At 71.5% G+C, this 19,077-nt stretch carries 16 protein-coding genes; 8 read left to right on the forward strand and 8 right to left on the reverse strand.

Going from position 1 to position 19,077, the window contains the following annotated elements:
* The first annotated feature begins 12 nt into the window (after positions 1–12).
* The 6 genes from AWQ68_RS18025 to AWQ68_RS18050 are packed head-to-tail and all read left to right on the forward strand — an operon-like array spanning position 13 to position 6,677.
* A complete protein-coding gene (locus tag AWQ68_RS18025) occupies positions 13–963 on the forward strand; it encodes a carbohydrate ABC transporter permease (RefSeq protein ID WP_084464135.1) in 951 nt (316 codons plus the stop codon).
* Positions 960–1,835 (forward strand): carbohydrate ABC transporter permease, encoded by an 876-nt coding sequence (locus AWQ68_RS18030; protein WP_084464136.1) that lies wholly within the window; start codon positions 960–962, stop codon positions 1,833–1,835. The genes AWQ68_RS18025 and AWQ68_RS18030 overlap by 4 nt, the downstream gene beginning before the upstream one ends.
* Positions 1,832–3,334 (forward strand): DUF4127 family protein, encoded by a 1,503-nt coding sequence (locus tag AWQ68_RS18035; RefSeq protein WP_084464137.1) that lies wholly within the window; start codon positions 1,832–1,834, stop codon positions 3,332–3,334. Before AWQ68_RS18030 ends, AWQ68_RS18035 begins: the two co-directional genes overlap by 4 nt.
* Positions 3,331–4,386 (forward strand): LacI family DNA-binding transcriptional regulator, encoded by a 1,056-nt coding sequence (locus AWQ68_RS18040; RefSeq protein WP_066941848.1) that lies wholly within the window; start codon positions 3,331–3,333, stop codon positions 4,384–4,386. The genes AWQ68_RS18035 and AWQ68_RS18040 overlap by 4 nt, the downstream gene beginning before the upstream one ends.
* The gene (locus AWQ68_RS18045) at positions 4,387–5,997 is read left to right on the forward strand and encodes an FAD-dependent oxidoreductase (protein WP_066941850.1); all 1,611 of its coding nucleotides are present in this window, start codon (positions 4,387–4,389) and stop codon (positions 5,995–5,997) included.
* Positions 5,998–6,011: 14 nt separating this feature from the next.
* Positions 6,012–6,677 carry a hypothetical protein gene (locus AWQ68_RS18050; RefSeq protein ID WP_066941852.1) on the forward strand — a complete coding sequence of 222 codons (666 nt, stop codon included), beginning with the start codon at positions 6,012–6,014 and terminating at the stop codon, positions 6,675–6,677.
* Between the two features lie 284 nt (positions 6,678–6,961).
* On the opposite strand, the gene AWQ68_RS18055 is transcribed toward AWQ68_RS18050, so the two are convergent.
* Complete coding sequence (locus AWQ68_RS18055) at positions 6,962–7,651, reverse strand: hypothetical protein (protein ID WP_066941854.1); 690 nt, start codon at positions 7,649–7,651, stop codon at positions 6,962–6,964.
* Between the two features lie 259 nt (positions 7,652–7,910).
* Complete coding sequence (locus tag AWQ68_RS18060; RefSeq protein WP_066941856.1) at positions 7,911–9,368, reverse strand: MFS transporter; 1,458 nt, start codon at positions 9,366–9,368, stop codon at positions 7,911–7,913.
* A 182-nt stretch (positions 9,369–9,550) separates the two neighbouring features.
* Between AWQ68_RS18060 and AWQ68_RS18065 the strand changes: the two genes are divergently transcribed.
* Positions 9,551–10,165 (forward strand): TetR/AcrR family transcriptional regulator, encoded by a 615-nt coding sequence (locus AWQ68_RS18065; protein WP_157545417.1) that lies wholly within the window; start codon positions 9,551–9,553, stop codon positions 10,163–10,165.
* A gap of 54 nt (positions 10,166–10,219) precedes the next feature.
* Here AWQ68_RS18065 and AWQ68_RS18070 read toward each other — a convergent pair whose 3' ends face one another.
* Positions 10,220–10,738: an Lrp/AsnC family transcriptional regulator gene (locus AWQ68_RS18070; protein ID WP_066941859.1), complete on the reverse strand. Its 519-nt coding sequence runs from the start codon at positions 10,736–10,738 to the stop codon at positions 10,220–10,222.
* 146 nt (positions 10,739–10,884) lie between these two features.
* On the opposite strand from AWQ68_RS18070, the gene AWQ68_RS45730 reads away from it, so the two are divergent.
* On the forward strand, positions 10,885–13,194 hold the full coding sequence (locus AWQ68_RS45730; protein WP_281217669.1) for a thiamine pyrophosphate-binding protein: 2,310 nt from the start codon (positions 10,885–10,887) through the stop codon (positions 13,192–13,194).
* A gap of 36 nt (positions 13,195–13,230) precedes the next feature.
* On the opposite strand, the gene AWQ68_RS18080 is transcribed toward AWQ68_RS45730, so the two are convergent.
* Genes AWQ68_RS18080 through AWQ68_RS18100 form a run of 5 tightly spaced genes read right to left on the reverse strand, consistent with a single transcriptional unit; the run spans position 13,231 to position 19,053 of the window.
* Positions 13,231–13,941: an ABC transporter ATP-binding protein gene (locus tag AWQ68_RS18080; protein WP_066941864.1), complete on the reverse strand. Its 711-nt coding sequence runs from the start codon at positions 13,939–13,941 to the stop codon at positions 13,231–13,233.
* Complete coding sequence (locus AWQ68_RS18085) at positions 13,914–15,707, reverse strand: dipeptide/oligopeptide/nickel ABC transporter permease/ATP-binding protein (RefSeq protein WP_066941866.1); 1,794 nt, start codon at positions 15,705–15,707, stop codon at positions 13,914–13,916. Before AWQ68_RS18085 ends, AWQ68_RS18080 begins: the two co-directional genes overlap by 28 nt.
* Entirely contained in the window at positions 15,707–16,639 is a 933-nt protein-coding gene (locus AWQ68_RS18090) for an ABC transporter permease (RefSeq protein WP_066941868.1), read from the reverse strand. Before AWQ68_RS18090 ends, AWQ68_RS18085 begins: the two co-directional genes overlap by 1 nt.
* A gap of 16 nt (positions 16,640–16,655) precedes the next feature.
* The gene (locus tag AWQ68_RS44270) at positions 16,656–17,480 is read right to left on the reverse strand and encodes a M55 family metallopeptidase (protein ID WP_066941870.1); all 825 of its coding nucleotides are present in this window, start codon (positions 17,478–17,480) and stop codon (positions 16,656–16,658) included.
* 1 nt (position 17,481) lies between these two features.
* Complete coding sequence (locus AWQ68_RS18100) at positions 17,482–19,053, reverse strand: ABC transporter substrate-binding protein (protein ID WP_066941872.1); 1,572 nt, start codon at positions 19,051–19,053, stop codon at positions 17,482–17,484.
* Between the last annotated feature and the right edge of the window lie 24 nt (positions 19,054–19,077).

Genomic DNA, 19,077 nt, shown 5'->3' on the forward strand with positions numbered 1-19,077 from the left:
TGAAGCCCCATCATGGTGACTGACACCCGGCCGGCGGGAGCAGCCGTCAACCCTGATCCCGCCGGGCCGGCACGCGGGCCGAGGCGGCGCTCGCTCTACTCGGCCCAACGCAGAGCGGGCTGGATCCTGGTCCTGCCCGCCGTGTTCGCGCTCTCGTTGGTGACGATCGTGCCGATCGGGTACGGCTTCTACCTCAGCCTGACCTCGTACAACCCGGTCGAACGCGGCGGGCCCAGGTTCCACGGCCTGGACGGCTATCTCGATGTACTCGCCTCCGGCGAGTTCTGGCACGCCATCTGGGTCACCGTCCAGTACTCCTTCGGCACGCTCGTCCTGGCGGTGCCGGCGGCCCTCGGCCTGGCGCTGCTGGTCAACGGCCGGTTCCCGGGCGTCGCCCTCTTCCGCGCGGTGCTCTACCTGCCGCGCGTGGTGCCACTGGTCGCGGTGAGCATGATCTGGCTCTGGCTGTACTCCCACGACGGGCTGTTCAACTACCTGCTCGACCTGGTCGGCCTGCCGCCGGTGGACTTCCTCACCGACGAGGACAGCGCCCTGGCGTCGTTGATCGTGATGCGCGCCTGGAAGGCGCTCGGAGGCAGCATGATCATCTTCCTGGCGGGGCTCCAGGGGATCCCGAAATCGCTGCTGGAGGCCGCGTCCGTGGACGGGTGCGGACGCTGGCGGACGCTGCGGCACGTGATCCTGCCCCTACTCGTGCCGATCACCACCTACGTCGTCGTGGTCGACCTCATCTACCTCGCCCAGTCCTTCTCCGAGATCTACGTCCTGACCTCCGGAGGCCCCCTGTCCTCGACCACCGTCCTCAACATGCTGATCTACAACGAGGCATTCGAGCACTACCGGCTCGGCAACGCGAGCGCCATGGCGTTCCTGCTGTTCTGCCTGATCTTCGGGCTCGCCTACGTCAGCATCCGCACGATGGCGAGAGGAGGCCGACGGTGAACGCGCGACCGAGGATCGGCGGGACCGGGCCGCGCAGGACCGTCCTCGCCGGGGCCGTCGCCCTCCTGGTGGCGACGCCGTTCGTCTGGATGGTGTCGCTGGCCTTCAAGCCGAAGACCGAGGTGTTCGCCTATCCCCCGAGGCTGCTGCCCGAACAGCCGACGCTGGACAACTTCTCCTACGTCTGGAACTCCACGAACATCCCCGTGGCGATGACGAACAGCCTGATCGTGGCGGCGCTCACGGTCGCGGGGAACTGCGTCGCGGCGACCGCGGCCGGCTACGCCCTGGCGCGCATCGACTTCCGCGGGTCGAGATTGCTGTTCACGGCGGTGCTCGGCAGCGCCATGGTGCCGTCCATCGTGCAGCTGATCCCTCTGTTCCTCATCGTCAAGGGCTTCCCGCTGGCCGGCGGCAACGACCTGTTCGGCCAGGGCGGCACCGGGCTGCTCGACTCGCACGTCGGGCTCGTGCTGCCCATCCTGGTGCAGCCGTTGAACATCTACCTGGCCCGGCAGTACTTCCTCGACATGCCGCAGGAGCTGGCCGACGCCGGCCGCCTGGACGGCGCCGGTGAGCTGCGCATCTTCTGGCAGATCTATCTGCCGCTGGCCCGGCCGATCGTCGCCACCATCGCCATCCTGTCCTTCACCGGCGCGTGGGAGGACTTCCTGTGGCCGCTCGTGGCCGTGTCGTCGCCGGAGATGCAGACGCTGCCGCTGGCGCTCAGCTCGTTCGCCGGCAGCGGCGTGACCCAGTACGGCCCGCTGATGGCCGGCACGTTCCTCGCGATCGTGCCCGTCCTCGTGATCTTCATCGCGGGCCAGCGGCACTTCGTCCAGGGGCTGGGATCGGGAGGGGTCAAGGGATGAGCCGACGGACGCCGGTCGTGACGTTGCTCCCTCTCGACGACCGGCCGGTGAACACCGGCCACGTCGCCGGGCTGGCCGGCATCGCCGGAACCCGGCTGCGCCTCCCCCCGGCCGAGCTCCTGCCTCCTCGAGGCGCGCCCGCGGACATGGACGGAACGGCCCGGTGGCTGGAGCGTTCGGCGGCCGACAGCGACGCCGTCGTCGTCAGCGTCAACCAGCTCGCCTACGGCGGGTTCGTCGCCTCCCGGCGCACCGCGGAGCCGCTGGCCCGGACGCTGGCCCGCCTCGACGTGCTCCGCCGGATCCGGGCCGAGCGGCCGGCGCTCGACGTCCACGCCTTCGTGACGCTGATGCGGACCAAGCGGTTCGACGGCGCCGGGGCCGAGCCGGAGTACTGGGACCGGTACGGCCGGCGGTTCTTCACCCTGTCCGGGGAGACCTACCGGGCCGAACACGGCCGGCCGAGCGCGGCGGAGCGGGCCCGGGCGGCGATACCCGCGCCGTACGTCGCGGACTTCTTCACCCGGCGGATGCGCCTGCACGCCATGCAGCTCGCCTGCGTCGAGCTGGTCATGGAAGGGGTCGTGGACACGCTGTCGATCCTCGTCGAGGACAGCACGGTCGAGAGCGTGTCCACCAGCGAGCGGGAGTGGCTGGAGAACTGGATCGACCGCCTCGGCGTGGGCGACCGGGTTCGCTGCTTTCCGGGCGCCGACGAGGGCGCCGCCGTGCTGACCACGCGGGCCGCGCTGGAGCACGCCGGACTGCGGCCGAGGGTGGCCGTCGTGTGCCTCGACCCGGACGCTCTCCGGCGGATCGCGCCGTACGAGGACGTGCCCGTCGGCGACACGGTCGCGGGCCAGGCCGCCGCCGTCGGCGCCGAGCTGGTCGACGACCCCGGCCGGGCCGATCTCGTGCTCGCCGTGCATCCGCCGGGGGTGCCGCCACGCGACTGGTGCGCCTGGCCGGACGTGCCGGAGCGGGCGGGCGACGACGCGGCGCGGCTCGCCGCGCGACTGCGCGACCAGGTGGACTCCGGGCGACTGGTCGCGGTGGCGGACGTCGCCGACGCGAACGGCGCCGACCCCGCGCTGGTCATGGCGTTGCGCGACGCCGGACTCCTCCGGCGCCTCGCCGGTTACGCGGGGTGGAACACGGCCGGGAACACGATCGGCAGCGCGCTGGCCCAGGGATGCAGCCGGCTGCTCGCCGTCGACGACCGGCAACTGGTCGAGCACGCCCGGACCGTCACCCACCGCCTGGTGGATGATTGGGGGTATCAGACCTCGGCGCGGCGCGAGGTCCTCGCCGCGGAGACGGCCGACGGGGGCGACCGGATCGACCGGGTCACGCGGGAGCTGGAGGACCGCCTCGCGGAGCTCGGTCCGCCCGCCGATGATTTCCGCATCGTGCCAGGCAGCGTGTGCTTCCCATGGGATCGTCCCTTCGAGATCTCCTTTGAGCTGGGGCACCTCGAGGAAAGGAATGATCGCCTATGAAGGACGTACAGCGACGCCGGCCTCGCCAGTCCGACATCGCCAAGCTGGCCGGCGTCTCGCAGACGACGGTCTCCATCGTGATCAACGGGAGGGAGTCGGACACGATCCGGATCCCCCCGGAGACGCGGCAGCGTGTCTTCGATGTGGCCCGGGCGCTGGGATACGTCGCCGATCCGGTGGCGCGCAGCCTCGCCGGCGGCATGAACCACCTGGTCGGCGTCTACACGTTCGAGTCGATGTTCCCGATGGACCAGCACGACTTCTACTACCCGTTCCTGGTGGGCATCGAGGCCGCGGCCGAGGCGCTCGGCTACGACATGCTGATGTTCACCAGCGCCACCGGCTCCGACGGCGGCAGGTCGATCTACCGCGACGGCGTCAACCGGCTGCGGCTCGCCGACGGGTGCGTGCTGCTCGGCAAGGAGACCAACCGGGACGACATCGCCAGGTTGCGGGACGAGGGGTTCAGGTTCACGCTGATCGGCCGTCGTGACGTGTCCGGCCCGATCACGTACGTCACCGCGGACTACGCGACCGCCACGGAGGAGGTCGTCGACCACCTGGTGGAGCTCGGGCACGAGCGCATCGCCTACCTGACGGCGGCGGATCCGAGCGAACCCACCGCCGACCGCGACGCCGGGTTCTGGGCCGCCCGAGACCGGCACGGGCTCGACACCGGCGGGCTCGTCCTGCCGGTCCGCAAGGAGGCGGGACCGACGGCCGACGAGGTTCGGCGGCTGCTGGGAGCCGGGGCCACCGCGTTCGTCGCCCACGAGTCGGTGGTCGCCCTCCGGCTGCTCGACCTCCTCCGCGACATGGGCGTCGACGTGCCCGGCGCGTGCTCGGTGGCCGCGCTCAACGACCCGCCGGACGCCGTACCGGGTCCGGAGCTCACCTGCTTCCGCATACCGCGGCGGGAGATGGGGACGCGCGCGGTCGAGTTGCTGGTCGAGCAGCTCGAATCGGAAGCGGAGGTCGAGCCGCGGGCGGTCGCGCTGCCGTGCACTTTCGTCGCTGGACAGACCAGCGGCCCGAATCGAAAGGGATCATGAGTGACAGAGTTCCGCGCAGACGTGCTGGTGGCCGGCGGAGGGCTCGGCGGCATCGCGGCCGCACTGGCCGCGGCCGCGAACGGAGCGCGCGTCGTGCTCACCGAGGAGACGGCCTGGCTGGGCGGGCAGCTGACGACGCAGCTCGTCCCGCCCGACGAACACCCCTGGATCGAGTCCTTCGGAAGCACGGCGGGCTACCGGCGTCTGCGGAACGGAATCCGTGAGTACTACCGGCGCTGGTATCCGCTGCGATCCGCGTCGAGGTCGCTCGCGCACCTGAACCCCGGCGCGGGCCGGGTCGGCCCGCTGTGCCACGAGCCTCGCGTGGCACTGGCGGTGATCGAGGCCATGCTCGCGCCCTGGCAGGCCGCCGGGCGGATCGTCGTGCTGCGCCGGCACGTCCCGACCGCCGCCCAGGTCGACGGCGACCACGTGCGAGCGGTGACCTTCCACGACCTGGAGGCCGGGCGCGACGTGACCGTCGCGGCGACGTTCGTCCTCGACGCCACGGAGACCGGGGGCCTGCTGCCGATCACCGGAACCGAGTTCGTGACCGGCGCCGAATCGCAGGCCGACACGGGCGAGCCGCACGCCGCGGCGACCGCGCAGCCGTCGAACATGCAGGCGGTGTCCGTGTGCTTCGCGCTCTCGCATCACGCCGGGGAGAACCACACGATCGACAAGCCCGACGACTACGCGTCGTGGCGGGATCTGGCGCCCGAGTGGTGGCACGGCCCCCAGTTCGGATGGGTCGCCCCTCACCCGCACACCCTGGAGCCCCGGCGCTACGCCTTCACCCCGAACCCGGACGACGACCCGACCGCCATCGTCGCCGACCAGAGCAAGGATCCGGGGTCGGACGAACTGTGGTCGTTCCGGCGGATCCTGGCCAGGAACCACTTCCGGCCGGGCATGGTCGACAGCGACGTCACCATCGTGAACTGGCCGATGATCGACTACCTGGGCGGGCCGGTCATCGGCGGAACGGCGGAGCAGGACGCGACGCACACCGCGGCCGCGCGGGCGCAGAGCCTGAGCTTCCTCTACTGGCTGCAGACCGAGGCGCCCCGGCCCGACGGCGGCAGCGGCTGGCCCGGCCTGCGGCTGCGCCCCGACGTCACCGGCACGGCCGACGGCCTGGCGATGCGTCCGTACATCAGGGAATCGCGGCGGATCCGCGGGCAGTACCGGATCGTCGAGCAGGATCTCGCGGTGGCCGTCCGCCCCGAGGGCGCGGCGACCTACGACGACAGCGTCGGCGTCGGCGCGTACCGGATCGACCTGCATCCTTCGACCGGCGGGGACAACTACATCGACATCCCGGCCTGGCCGTTCCAGGTCCCGATGCGCGCCCTGGTCCCGGAACGCATGCGGAACGTGATCGCCGCGGGCAAGAACATCAGCACCACGCACATCACCAACGGCTGTTACCGGGTCCATCCGGTCGAGTGGACCGTGGGTGAGGCCGCCGGCCACCTCGCGTCGTTCTGCGTGGCCCGCCGCACCGAGCCGCACCAGATCACGGCGACGCCGAGCCTCCGGGCCGAGGTCCAGGAATCGATGGCCAGGCACGGCATGGAGCTGAGCTGGCCGAACGTCACCTACTACTGAGGCGGGGTTCTCGAATGCGTTTGCCCGAATCGCGGCTGGCCGTCCTGGTCAGCCTGCCGCGTAACGAGACCGCCCTCGCAGAGGCGGCGCGGCACGCGGGAGCCGACGGCCTGAAGGTGCACACGAACGTCCGGCACCGGGCCTCCGGGACGACCTTCGGGTCGCTGGACGACGAGTACGAGCGACTGCGCCCGATCCTCGCGCTCGGCGTTCCGACGGGCCTCGTCGTCGGCGCGGCGGGATCCGTGTCGACGACAGAGATGGTCGCGGCACACGACATGGGGTTCGACTACTTCGACGTCTACGCCGCCGACGCGCCCGCTGACTACGTCGATGCGTGCGGACCGGTGGCGGCCATGGTGGCTCTGGGGCCGGGCGACGGTCCGTCCCAGGCCCGCGCTCTGGTGCGGCGAGGAGTCCGGGCACTCGAGCTTTCCACGCTCGAACCCGAGCGGTACGGCACGCCGTTGTCACTCGGGACCCTGGCGAGATTGGAAGCGGTGGCATCGGTGGTCGACGTGCCCGTCATCGTGCCGAGCCAGCACGCGCTGGAGCCGCGTGACCTCGCGCTCCTCCGGGAGGCGGGCGCGGCCGCGGTGCTGCTGGGCGCGGTGGTGACCGGCGCCGATCCGTCCACATTCGGTGCGCGGATCGCCCCGTACGTCGCCGCTGCCGCCTGAGGCGAGTTCCAGCCGTTCTGCCGCCCCTCGGCGGCGCCGACCTTCGATCAGTTCCTCGGGCCCCTCAGCCATGCGGGCTTTGACGGAGTTTCATGCTGCGGCGCATGGCGGTGCTTGGACCGGACACTGGTCCGAGCACCGCTCGGTTTCCACGGGACCGCCTTCCGCCGGACGGCTCCGGGGTCATCCGGTGGCGGCGTGGAAGATCAGGACGCCGAGGGCGATGCCGCCCGCGATCGCGATCACGTGCAGCACGATCGACAGAGCGCGGATCGCGGTGGGGTTCATGCGTCGGGTCCGTTCAGCAGCAGGTTCTTCGCCCGGGCGTACTCGGCGTCGTCGATCCGGCCGGCCTGGTGGAGCGCGGCCAGCCGCTCCAACTCGCCGACCAGGTCGCCTTCGGTCGCCGGTGTACGGGAGGCTCCTCCCGCCGGAGCCGGGGATCTCACCGGGGCGGGCACGCGCGCGGGGACCGCGACGACCCGCCGGGGAATCGTGCGCGGTCCCCCGGCGGGCCCGGACGGCTCCCGCCCCCAGAACACGCCAAGGAAGACGTCCCGGTTGCGCAGGAACAGCAGCGGGACCCCGCCCATCAGGATGAAGAGCACCGCGCAGACCATGAAGCCCCCGTCGACGCCGTCCCCGGCATGCAGGGCCGAGTCGAGGAAGGCGTATCCGAGGCTGAGGAACAGCGCGGGCCAGGCCAGCGGGGTCAGCCTGGGCCCCACCGGGAGCGAGCTCGCGATGTAGAGGCCCATTCCGGCTATCCCGCCGAAGATCGAGCCGGGGACGATCCAGGCGACGCCCTCCGGACAGGGCGTCGCGATCTCGTACGCCCCGCCGGAGGCGCAGGAGCCGCCGATCGACATGACGGTGGAGGAGCCCAGATAGAGCAGGGTCAGACAGCAGCTGACGGTGCCCAGGCCGACGAGCGTCCCGAGGGAGCGCCGGACGAGTTGCAGGGGGGTGAGCACGCTCGCATCGTAGAAGCGGCGCGCCCCCTCGGACCAGAGGCAAGCAGGCCATTTCGGCAGCCGCGTGCCCACCCCTCCGCCTGGATGCACCATGTGACTTCTTGGCGGCCATCCGGCGCCGTCGTCAGCCGGACTCGCGGCGGCACAGTGGGCGATGGACGCGTCGGGCAGGCGGGCTGCCTCGCCGGCGACATGGACGATGCTGCCGCCGTCATCGTTCTTCTCCCGCAGTGGGAGGGCGGCCCGGTTGAGATCCGCTTCAGTCAGCGGCCTGGCGCGGCTTGGTGCGGAGAAAGAGTGCGGCGAGGAGGACGCCGAGAAGGACGAGGGCGGCGTTGACGGCTATGGCCACGGTGACACCGTGCAGGATCGCACCCGCGGTCACGGCGCCGGCGGTGGCGGCGGTGACGACGGCGGACATGATCGGGGTGCCCATCGTGATGCCGACCTGCTGCGACATGGTGGCCAGCCCGGTGGCGAGGCCCTGCTCGTGGTCGGGAAGTCCGCTGGTGGCGGTGACCATGAAGCCGACGATGACGAGCATGTTGCCGACGCCCCCGAAGAAGGTGGCGGGCAGCAGCAGCCCCATCGACGCGGCCGTGCTCGTGCCGAGAAGGAGTAGGGCGGCGGTGAAGACGGTCTGGATCAGGCCGCCTGCCACCAGCGTGGTCAGAGTCGAGGTCCTCGCGATCACCCTCGGCGCCAGCATGCCGCCGGCGACGGTGCCCAGGCCGAGGACGCCGAAGGAGATCCCGGCTGCCAGCGGGGAGAACCAGAGGGTCTTCTGCAGATACAGGGTGAGCAGGTAGACCAGGGACGTCTCGGTGACGAAGGCGAGCAGCCCCAGCACGTTCCCCCAGGCCACGTTCCGGCGGCGCAGGACGCGCAGCGGGACCAGCGGCTGGGCGACCTTCCGCTCCACGGCGTAGAAGACGGCCAGCAGGACGACGCCGGCGATCAGGCCGGTCAGGGCGTACGGGTTGGTCCAGCCGTACTCGCCGGCCTGCGTGAGCCCGTAGACGAGGCCGAGTAGGCCGAGGGTGACCGAGAGGGCGCCGGGAAGGTCCAGCTTGGGGCGGTCCTCGGGGCGCGACTCATTGATCACCGCCGGGGCGATCAGCAGGACGGCCAGCGCGACGGGGACGTTGATGAAGAAGGCCCACCGCCAGGACAGCAGGTCGGTCAGGACGCCGCCGAGGATCGCACCGGTGGTGAATCCGGCGGACATCAGAGCGCCGTTGAGACCGAGCGCCTTCTGCCGCAGCGGCCCTTCGGGGAAGGAGGTGGTCAGGAGGGACAGGCCGGCCGGGGTGACCGCCGCGGTGGCCAGGCCCTGTGCCACACGCGCGACAAGCAGGACACCGGGGCCGGCGGCCAGGCCGCCTGCCAGTGACGCCAGACCGAGGACACCCAGGCCCAGCAGGAAGATCCGCTTGCGGCCGACCAGGTCGCCGATGCGGCCGAAGAACAGCGTGAAGCCTGCCGCGCAGAGCGCGAAGGCGGTGGAGACCCACTGGAGATCGGCGAGGGAGAAGCCGAGACCGTCGCCGATCGCGGGCAGCCCCACGTTAAGGATCGAGAAGTCGACGGCAAGCATGAACTGCGCGACGAGAAGGACCGCGAGCACCAGCCGCAGGCGACCGGTCAGCCGCTGCGGAGCACCGGTGGGAGCAACCGCGCGAATCGTGCCGGACGCACCTGATCCAGGTCTGGACATGACCGAATTTCCTTTCGGGCTCACCCTCCTTCGAAACGGATTCCAGGAGGGCGCGAAGTCTGGGCAGCACCCACCACACTAACGGGTCTGCCGTTCCGTTAGCCGAGACTGTAGCATCAGGCATCGAACTAAAGGAACTGCAGTCCCGATACGCTGTCTTGGGAAACGAGAAGGAGAGCCCCGTGTCAGAGACCCCTGTCCCCGGCACCGTCCGTCCTGGTGGGCGCACCGCACGCGTCCGCGAGGCGGTGCTCCGGACAGCCGGAGACGTACTCGCCGAGGAAGGCTTCGACTCTCTGGACCTGGCGGAGATCGCTCGCCGCGCCGGCGTCGGGAAGACCACCGTCTACCGTCGCTGGGGCACCCCCGGCGCACTCGCGGCGGATCTTCTGGACGACATGGCCGTCCGGTCAGTCCCCCGAGCCGACACGGGATCGCTCGACGAGGACTTGCGCGCCAACGCGCGGCTGGTCGTCAAAACGCTCACAGACCCCCGGCAGGGACGTCTGTTCACCGCGCTCATCGCCGCGTCCCTCTGCGACGACCAGGCGGCCCAAGCCCTCCGCCGCTTCTACGCCGTACGCATCGACGAATGGGCCGGATGCGTGACGGACGCGATCCGACGAGGCGAGCTGCCTGAGACCACCAACCCCCGCCAGGTCATCGCCGCCGTCTCCGCCCCCCTCTACTACGCACTCCTCAACTCGGGCGAACGGCTGGACAGCGAGGCCGCCGACCGCGCAGCCGCCGCGACCGCGGTCGCGGCGCGCGCCGGGGTATTCGCGTCCGTGCCATGACCGCCGCCGAGCGCCTTTACGGCGTAGATCACAGAGCTGCGTGGCCGACCGGGGTCACGTGGGCCGATACGGCTGGCGCGCGGGCCGTTCCGGCGTACCGGCGGCCCGGCGGAGCAGCGGCGCGATGCGGTAGTCGACGAGCCGGCGCATGACGAGGGCGGTGTTCGTGCGCTCAACCCCTGGGATCGCGAGGATCTGACCCGCGATGCGGTAGAGGTCCTCCGCGCTCTCGGCGACGACGTGGATGAGCAGGTCGCTCGGCCCCGAGATGCCGTAGACCTGGAGGACTTCGGGAACGGCCTCCAGCGTCGCGGCCACCTCGTCCAGTTTCCGCTGGGTGACCTGGGCGGTGACGAACGCGGTCAAAGGGTAGCCCAGTGCCTGCGGGTCGACGCGGCGCTCGAAAGAGGCGAGGGCGCCGCTTTCCTCCAGCCGGGCCAATCTCGCGTGGGCGGTGTTGCGCGCGACGCCGGCCTGGTCGGCGATGGCCACGGTGGTGGCCCTGGGATGCGCGGCCAGTTCGAGCAGGATGCGGGCGTCTATGGCGTCGAGGGTGTGCGGTCGACTGGGCAAAGTGCTTACCCTCTCACAGGACGGACGAGCTGGGGTGCGCAGAATGCTCAATAGACTGCCACCTTATTGAGCAATGGCCAATGTCATTGCTTGAATTTTGCGCATCCGAAACGCCAGCGAAGGGTGCGCACACGATGATCAGCCCGGTGACCAGCCCGCGGACGACCGGTGAGTTCGCGGTGCTGCGTGAGGTGGAGAGCCGCGTGCTCTGGCTTTCCTCGGCCCTCATCCACCACGCGAACCGGGTACGGGAGAACCCCTCGGGGTTGAAGGTCGGCGGTCACCAGGCGTCCTCGGCGTCGATGGTGTCGATCATGACGACCTTGTGGTTCCGCCATCTGCGGCCGGAGGACCGGGTTTCGGTGAAGCCGCACGCGTCGCCGGTGCTCCACTCGATCAACTACCTCCTCGGCTGGCTGGACGCGTCGTACCTGCCACGGTTGCGGGAGTTCGGCGGGCTGCAGAGCTATCCGAGCCGGATCAAGGACCCCGACCCGGTGGACTACTCGACCGGGTCGGTCGGGATCGGGGCGACCGCGCCGATCTGGGGCGCCCTGTCGCGTCGCTACGTCGACACCGTGCTGGGAGGCGCAGGCACCGGCCGCCAGTACTCGCTGGTCGGCGACGCCGAACTCGACGAGGGCGCGGTGTGGGAGGCCGTGCTCGATCCCACGGTCGGCGAACTCGGCGAGGTGGTGTGGGTCGTCGACCTGAACCGGCAGTCGCTGGACCGGGTGGTGCCCAACATCGCGGCCGACAAGCTGCAGGGCATGTTCGCGGCGGCGGGCTGGCAGGTGATCACCGTCAAGTACGGGCATCTGCTGGAAGAGCTGTTCGCCCGGCCGGGCGGGGCGGAGCTGCGCAGGCGGATCGACGAGATGTCCAATCCCGAATATCAGCGGCTGCTGCGATGCGGCGCGCAGGAGCTCCGGCGGCGGCTCGCCGGGGTGGGACGGGGCGCGGCGGAGATCCAGGCGCTGGTCGACCAGGTCGACGACGACACGTTGGTGGACGCGATCGCGAACCTGGGCGGCCACGACCTGGAGGCCCTGGACCGGGCGTTCTCCTCCATCGACGACACGCGTCCCACGGTGATCTTCGCCTACACCGTCAAGGGGTACGGCCTGGCCACCAGGGGGCACCCGCAGAACCACTCGGCGCTGCTGACCGAGCGGCAGATGCAGGAGCTGGCGGACCGGGTCGGCGGTGACCTGGCCGACCCGTGGCGGGCCTTCTCGCCGGGCAGCGCGGCGCACGCCCTGTGCGCGCGGACGGCGGAGCGGCTGCGGAGGCCGGAGACGCCGTCGATCCAGTCTCCTGAGCTGCCCGCCGACATCGGTCGTACGCCCTCGGGCACCGCGACCACCCAGGCCGCCCTGGGCCGTACGCTGCTCGACCTGACGCGGGCGGCGCCGGAGGCGGCCAAGCGGGTGGTCACCGTGAGCCCGGATGTCAGCTCGTCGACCAACCTCGGAGGCTGGGTGAACAAAGTCGGCGTCTGGTCGGTCAACGAGCGCCTCGACTGGTTCGCCGACGACGCCGAGACCATCCTGCACTGGCAGGAGAAACCGACCGGCCAGCACATCGAACTGGGGATCGCGGAGACCAACCTCGTCAGCCTGATCGGGGAACTGGGCGCGACCTGGAGCCGGTGGGGACAGCCGCTGCTGCCGATCGGCGTCCTCTACGACCCGTTCGTGGAACGCGCGCTGGAGCCGTGGTCCTACGGCATCTACGCCGGCGGGCAGTCGATCCTGGTCGGTACACCGTCCGGCGTCTCGCTGGCGTCGGAAGGCGGCGCGCACCAGTCGATCAAGACGCCGTCGATCGGCCTGGAACAGCCGGGCTGCGTCTGCTACGAACCGGCGTTCGCCATCGACACCGAGTGGACGCTGCTGGCCAGCCTGGCCCGGCTGGGCAGGCCGGACGGCACCTCGGCCTATCTGCGGCTGTCCACGCGTCCCGTCGATCAGACCCTGGCGGCCGTGCCCACCGACCCCGCGGCGCGGGAACGGCGCAGGCGGCAGGTGGTCGCGGGCGCGTATCCGCTGCGGCGCGCGGAGAACCCCAAGGTCACGCTCGCCGCGATGGGGGCGGTGGTGCCCGAGGCGCTGGCCGCGGCGGACCGGCTGGACCGGCTCGGCGTTCCGGCGGACGTGGTCTGCGTGACGAGTCCCGACCTGCTGTACCGGGCGGTGCGGGCCCGTCAAGGCCATGAGCAGGCCGAGTCGTGGGTGCTGGACCAGGCGTTCCCCGCCGATCGAGCCGCTCCCCTCGTCACGGTGCTCGACGGGCATCCCCACACCCTGTCCTTCCTCGCGACCGTCAACCGGGTGCCGACCACGGCGCTGGGCGTCACCCGCTTCGGCCAGTCGGGGTCGCTCGACGACGTCTACCGGTACCACGGGCTGAACGCCGACAGCATCGTCGCCGCCGCGCTGGACCTGACCGAGTGACGAACCTCGGAGTCGTCGACGCGGCGGTCGATCAGCTCATCGCCGGGCTGTCGCGGTGCGGCCGACCTGGGGCACGGCGTCGAGCAGGGCGCGGGTGTAGGGCGCGTGGGGCCGGGACGTGATCTGTTCCGCCGGCCCCACCTCGACCAGCCTGCCCTCTCGCATGACCGCGATCACGTCGGCGACGTACCGGACGACGGCCAGGTTGTGCGAGATGAACAGCACGGAGAGGCCCAGCTCGCGGCGGAGCGACCGGATCAGGTTGAGCACCGCGCCCTGCACGGAGACGTCCAGGGCCGAGGTGATCTCGTCCGCCACGAGGAGGGAGGGCCTCGCCCCCAGCGCTCTGGCCAGGGCCACGCGCTGACGCTGCCCGCCGGACAGCTGCCGGGGGTAGGAGCCGGCCAGGGCGGGGTCCAGGTTCACGAGCGTGAGGAGCCTGGCCACTTCGGCCGCGCGGGCGGCGCGCGGCAGCTTCAGGCCCTCCGCCACGGACGCGCCCACCGTCATGCGCGGGTCGAGCGAGGCATAGGGATCCTGGAACACCATCTGGACCCGGTCGGCGCCGGTGACGGTCCCGGTGTGGGGAACCAGGCCGACCAGGGCCTTGGCGAGCGTGGACTTGCCCGATCCCGACTCGCCGACGAGGCCGACGATCGACCGTTCGGGAATGGCGAGCGACACGTCGTCCACGGCGACGTGCGTGCCGTAGCGGACGGTCAGTCGCTCGATTGCGGATGCAGGCATGCGATCCCATCCTCCAGGAGCGGCCGCGTGGTACGGCAGGCGGACGTGGCGGCGGCGCATCGGGGGGCGAACGCGCAGCCGTCGGGGTCGTCGAAGGGACTCGGCGGCTGTCCGGGGATCGTGGCCAGCGGCTTGTCCCGGTCGGTGGTCAGGTCGGGTGTGGCGGCGATGAGCGCCCGGGTGTACGGATGCCGGGCACGGCGCAGTTCCGCGACGGTCAGTTCCTCCACCACGCGGCCCGCGTACATGACGACGACGCGGTCGCACAGCTGCGAGACGACGGCGATGTCGTGGGAGATCAGGATGACCGCCGCCTCCTTGGCCGCCTCGCGCAGCAGCAGGAGGATGTCACGCTGCACGGTGACGTCGAGTGCGGTGGTCGGCTCGTCGGCGATGATCAGTTTGGGGGTCCCCATCAGGCCCATCGCGATGATCGCCCGCTGGCGCATCCCTCCGGAGAAGGTGTGCGGATGCTGGCGTGCCCGCTCCTCGGGCCGGGCGATGCGGACGCGACGGAGCCGGTCGACCGCCCGGGCGAGCGCCTCCTTGCGCGGCATCTTCTGATGTGTCGTCGACACCTCGGCCAGTTGGCCTCCCACTCGCAGGGCGGGGTTGAGCGTGGTCATCGGGTCCTGGAACACCATGGCGAGCGAGGTGCCCCGGAGACGGCGCAGCTCGCCGGGCGAAAGCGCGGACAGGTCCTGACCGCACAGGTTGATGCCGCCGGTGACCTCGCCGGGATAGGGGACGAGTCCGCCGATCGCCAGCGCGGTCAGGCTCTTGCCGCTGCCGGACTCCCCGACGACGCCGACGATCTCGCCGGGCGCGACGTCGAGGTGGACGTCGCGGACCGGAACGGCGCCGCCGGGGAAGGCGACGCTGAGGCCCCTCACCGACAGGACGCCCTCGGACCGGGCCTCCCTCAGCGCCTCGCCTGTCGCCGCGCCACGGGGGACGACCGCTCTGCGGGAGGCGGCCTTGGCCAGCCCCTCGCCGAGGAGGTTGAACCCGACCGCGGCCAGCCCGATCGCCACGGCAGGGCCGAGCGCCGCCTCCGGGTCGACGTAGACGCGGCTCAGCCCGTCGAACAGCAGCCGTCCCCAGTCGTAGTCGGGCGGCTGGACACCGAGTCCGAGAAACGAGAGCCCGGCCAGGCCGAGCAGCGATCCGCCGAACAGCAACGTGATGTTGAGCAGCAACGGCTCGGCGATGTTGGGCAGCACATGCCGTACCGCGATGCGCAGGCGGGACACGCCCAGCACACGCGCCGCCGAGACGTAGTCCGCGTTCGCGACGGAGGCGGCCAGCGTCTGCGTGAGCCGGGCCAGTACGGGTGCGGTGGCGATCCCCATGCCGAGGACGGCGCCGCGGGCGCCGAGCCCGGAGACGACCGCGGTGAACATCGCCAGCAGCAGCCCGGGGAAGGCCACCAGCGCGTTGATCGTCCCGGCGGCGGCGCGGGCGCCGCGCGGCGGCAGCACCGCGGGCAGCACGCCGAGCGGAAGGCCGATCGCCACGCCGACCACCGTGGCGAGGCAGGCGAGCAGCAGAGAGAGCCGGGTCGCGACGAGGATCCGGGCGAGCAGGTCGCGGCCGAGGTCGTCGGTGCCGAGCGGGTGCGCGGGCGAGTGTCCCTGCAGGATGGCGCCGTCGTCGATCCGGGCCGCGCTCTCCCCCCAGAGCGCCGGGCCGAGCAGGGCGAGCGTGAGGACGGCCGCCACGAGCAGCAGCCCGGTCAGCGGAGCGGGTGAACGGAGTGCGCGCATCACGTGCCCCTGATCGCCGAACGTGGGTCGAGCACGCCCAGGGCGACGTCGACGAGGAAATTGACCAGCAACACGATGGCGCCGTAGACGAGGATGACGGCCTGGGCGACCGGATAGTCCTTCTGCAGGATCGACTCCGTCATCCGCTGGCCCAGTCCGGGCCAGGCGAAGACGTTCTCGACGAGCACGGTGCCGGGGATCAGCGACGCCAACAGCAGCCCGCCGACGGTCAGCGTCGCCGTCAGCATGTTCGGCAGCAGGTGCCGCAGGTACAGGCGCCGGCGCGGCAGGTGCTTGGCCCGCGCCATGCGCAGGTAGTCCTTGTCCAGTTCGCGGAGGGCCTCGACTCGGACGAGCCTGGCCAGGACGGCGACCGGTCCCACAGCGAGCGCGATCACCGGAAGGACGTAGGAGGCGGGGCCGTCCTTGCCCGCGGGCGGCAGCCAGCCGAGCGTGATGGCGAACACCACGACGAGCCCGACCGCGAGGAGGAACTCGGGGATCGCCGCGATCGTGCCCGTGGCGGTGGTGAAGGCCAGCTCCGAGCCGGGGTTGCGGCCGTTCTCGGTCCTGATGGCGAGCCACATGCCCATGGGGATCGCGACGAGCAGCGCGATGAGCGCGGCCAGGACGGCCAGTTCGGCCGTGCTCGGCAGCCGGTCGGCGATGATGCCCGCGACCGTTTCCCTCGTCTGGAGCGAGGTGCCGAAGTCGCCGGTCAGCACGCCCTTGAGATAGCCGAGGAGCTGCTGGTGGATCGGCTCGTCCAGGCCGAGTTCGGCGCGGCGGGCGGCGACCAGTTCGGCCGGGGCCGCGGTCCCGAGCGAGGCTCTGACCGGATCGCCGGGGATGAGATGGATCATGGAGAAGGAGGCGAAGAGGAGTACGGCCAGCGAGACGGTGAGCCTGGCCAGGCGGCGGAGCAGGAACACGTGGGAGACCTCCCGTTCACGAGGCGGCCAGGCCGAGCGTGGCGACGAGCTCGACCAGGCGGTAGGCGGTCGGGTAGTCGGGGGCCGGGTAGCACAGCGTGGTGCCGCCGGTCCTCCGCATCCCGGGCACGAGCAGCGCGTGATCGGCCGTCGCGGTACGGTGCACGTCGATCTCCAGCTCGACCGGCCCGGTGAAGCGGGGCGGGCGCACCTCGGCGCGCGCGTCCAGCGCGGCGGGCACGGCATCCTCGATCAGTTCGCACGCGCGTACGGGATGCAGGCTGTCGGCGGCCGAGGCGCCCAGTGCCCGTTTCACCTCCACCGTGTGCACGCCGGGGATCGTCTGAGCGGCCTCCCGCACGGTCAGGTCGTCACCGGTGACCAGGACCGGCGCGGCTCCCAGGTGGGCGGCCAGCGCGGCGTTGAGCCCGATCTCGCCGAGGGAGCGTCCCTGACAGCGGACGTCGGCGATCACCGCGCCGCTCACCGTGTGGGCCAGGACCGCTCCGGCGGTGCCCGCCTTGGCGTGGTAGCCGAGGAAGATCACGGCGTCGGCGCCCCGTTCGAGGCCGGCCAGCATGCCGTACGTCTTGGGCCGGCCGCGCAGGACCCTGGCGCGGGGGTCGAGGTCGGGAAGGAGCAGGTTGCGGAAGGCCGCGTGGGCCTCGGTGACGGTGACGGTCGCGCCGGGGTGACGGGCCAGCACTCCCCTGACGGCGGCGTTCACCTCGGCGGTGAGCTGGCGACGGTGGCGTTCGTACTCGGGCTCGCCGGGGCGGACGTCCGCCGCGTCGGCCACACCGGCCACGCCTTCCATGTCGGCGGAGATCAGTACGCGCATGTCAGGCGGTGTCCATCTCGATCGTGAAGGGCAGCAGGTCCAACCGGAACCTCGCGCCGTTGCCGTACACGGGCTGGGCGATCTGCTGGAACGGCACAATGTCGAGGTTGCGGATCAGGGCGGTTTCGGCCTGGTTCCACAGCGCGCACCCCTGCTTGCCCGGCATGCCGGACGCCTTGGCCGCCAGCTCCTCGTACGCCTGGTTGCGGGTGCCAGCGAGGTTGCTGCCGCCTTCCGGGAAGGTCTTGCCGGAGAACCACGGGATCATCTGGGTGGGCAGGTGCCACACGATGGGCATCGCCAGCAGGTCCCACGAACCGTTCGCCATGGCCTCGTTGATCGCGATCTGGTTGCCGCCCTTGGGCAGCAGTTCGACTCCGGCGGCCTTGAGCTGCTGCTGCATGAGTTCGGCCGCCGCCGTGCCGTTGCCGGGCGACGTGACGAACGGAAGCGTGAACGACAGCCGGACGCCGTCCTTCACGCGTACCCCGTCGGGCCCCGGCTTCCAGCCCGCCCGGTCGAGCGCGCTCGTGGCGGCGGCGAGGTCGAAGGCCGGGACGTTGCCGGTGACGGTGTCGGCGGCGCAGACGGGCCGGCCGTTGGAGGAGGCCAGGATCTGGGTCATCGGGGTGCCCATGCCGCCGGTGGCGACCTTGCCGACCATGGCGAGGTCGAGCGCCCGGACGACGGCCTGGCGCACCCGGAGGTCGGCTCCGGGGTGGCCCTTGGTCTGGTTGAAGTACAGCTCGGCGGCGGGGGCGACGGACTCGGCTTTGAACAGCTTTCGCGCCTCCAGGCGGCGGCGGTCGGCGCCGAAGACGGCGGCGAAGTTGAGCTGCCCGGACAGCAGCATGTTGGCGGCGGTGGTCTCGCTGATCACCACGCGGGCGACGACGGTGTCGGGGTGCCGCCTGCTCCCGCCGGTCCCGATGTCCGGCGCCCACGCGTAGTCCTTGCGCCGGGTGAGCGTGTAGTGGTCGCCGCCGACGATCTCGGTGACCGTGTAGAGCCCGGTCCCGCCCTTGCCCGCGGCGCGCTGCCGGGGGTCGGCCAGCGCCGACCGGCACACGATCGGGACCGATCCCAGGTTGTTCACCAGGAAGGGGTCGGGCCGGCCGCTGGTCACGGTCACGGTGCCGGCGGCGTCGTCCGCGCTCGCCCGGGTCCCCGGTTGGACCCACAGGCCGAGCAGGGGCGAGGAGTGGGCGGGGTCGGCCACGTAGTTCAGCGCGGCGGCGATGTCGGAGGCGGTCAGCGGGGCACCGTCGGCGCAGGTGACGCCCTTGCGCAGCGTGAAGGCGGCGCTCCTGGCGTCGGCCCGCCAGGTGGTGGCCAGGTGCGGACGCGCCTCACCGTCGGCGTCGACGGCGACCAGGCGGTCGTACAGGAACGTTCCGATCAGCCTGGTCAGCGACATCGTCGTCTGGTATGGGTCGAGATTGCCCAGGTCGGTGCCGACGGCCATGGTGAAGGTGCCGCCGGTCGCACGGTGCTGACCGCCGGCGCCGCCGCAGGCGGCGAGCCCGAGGGTCGCGGCGACCGCGAGGGCCGCGGGCATGCGGAAGGATCTCATCGCTCCTCCAGGGCGTGAGAGGGG

It is taken from the genome of Microtetraspora fusca, assembly GCF_001570365.1.
Taxonomy (GTDB): Bacteria; Actinomycetota; Actinomycetes; order Streptosporangiales; family Streptosporangiaceae; genus Microtetraspora; species Microtetraspora fusca.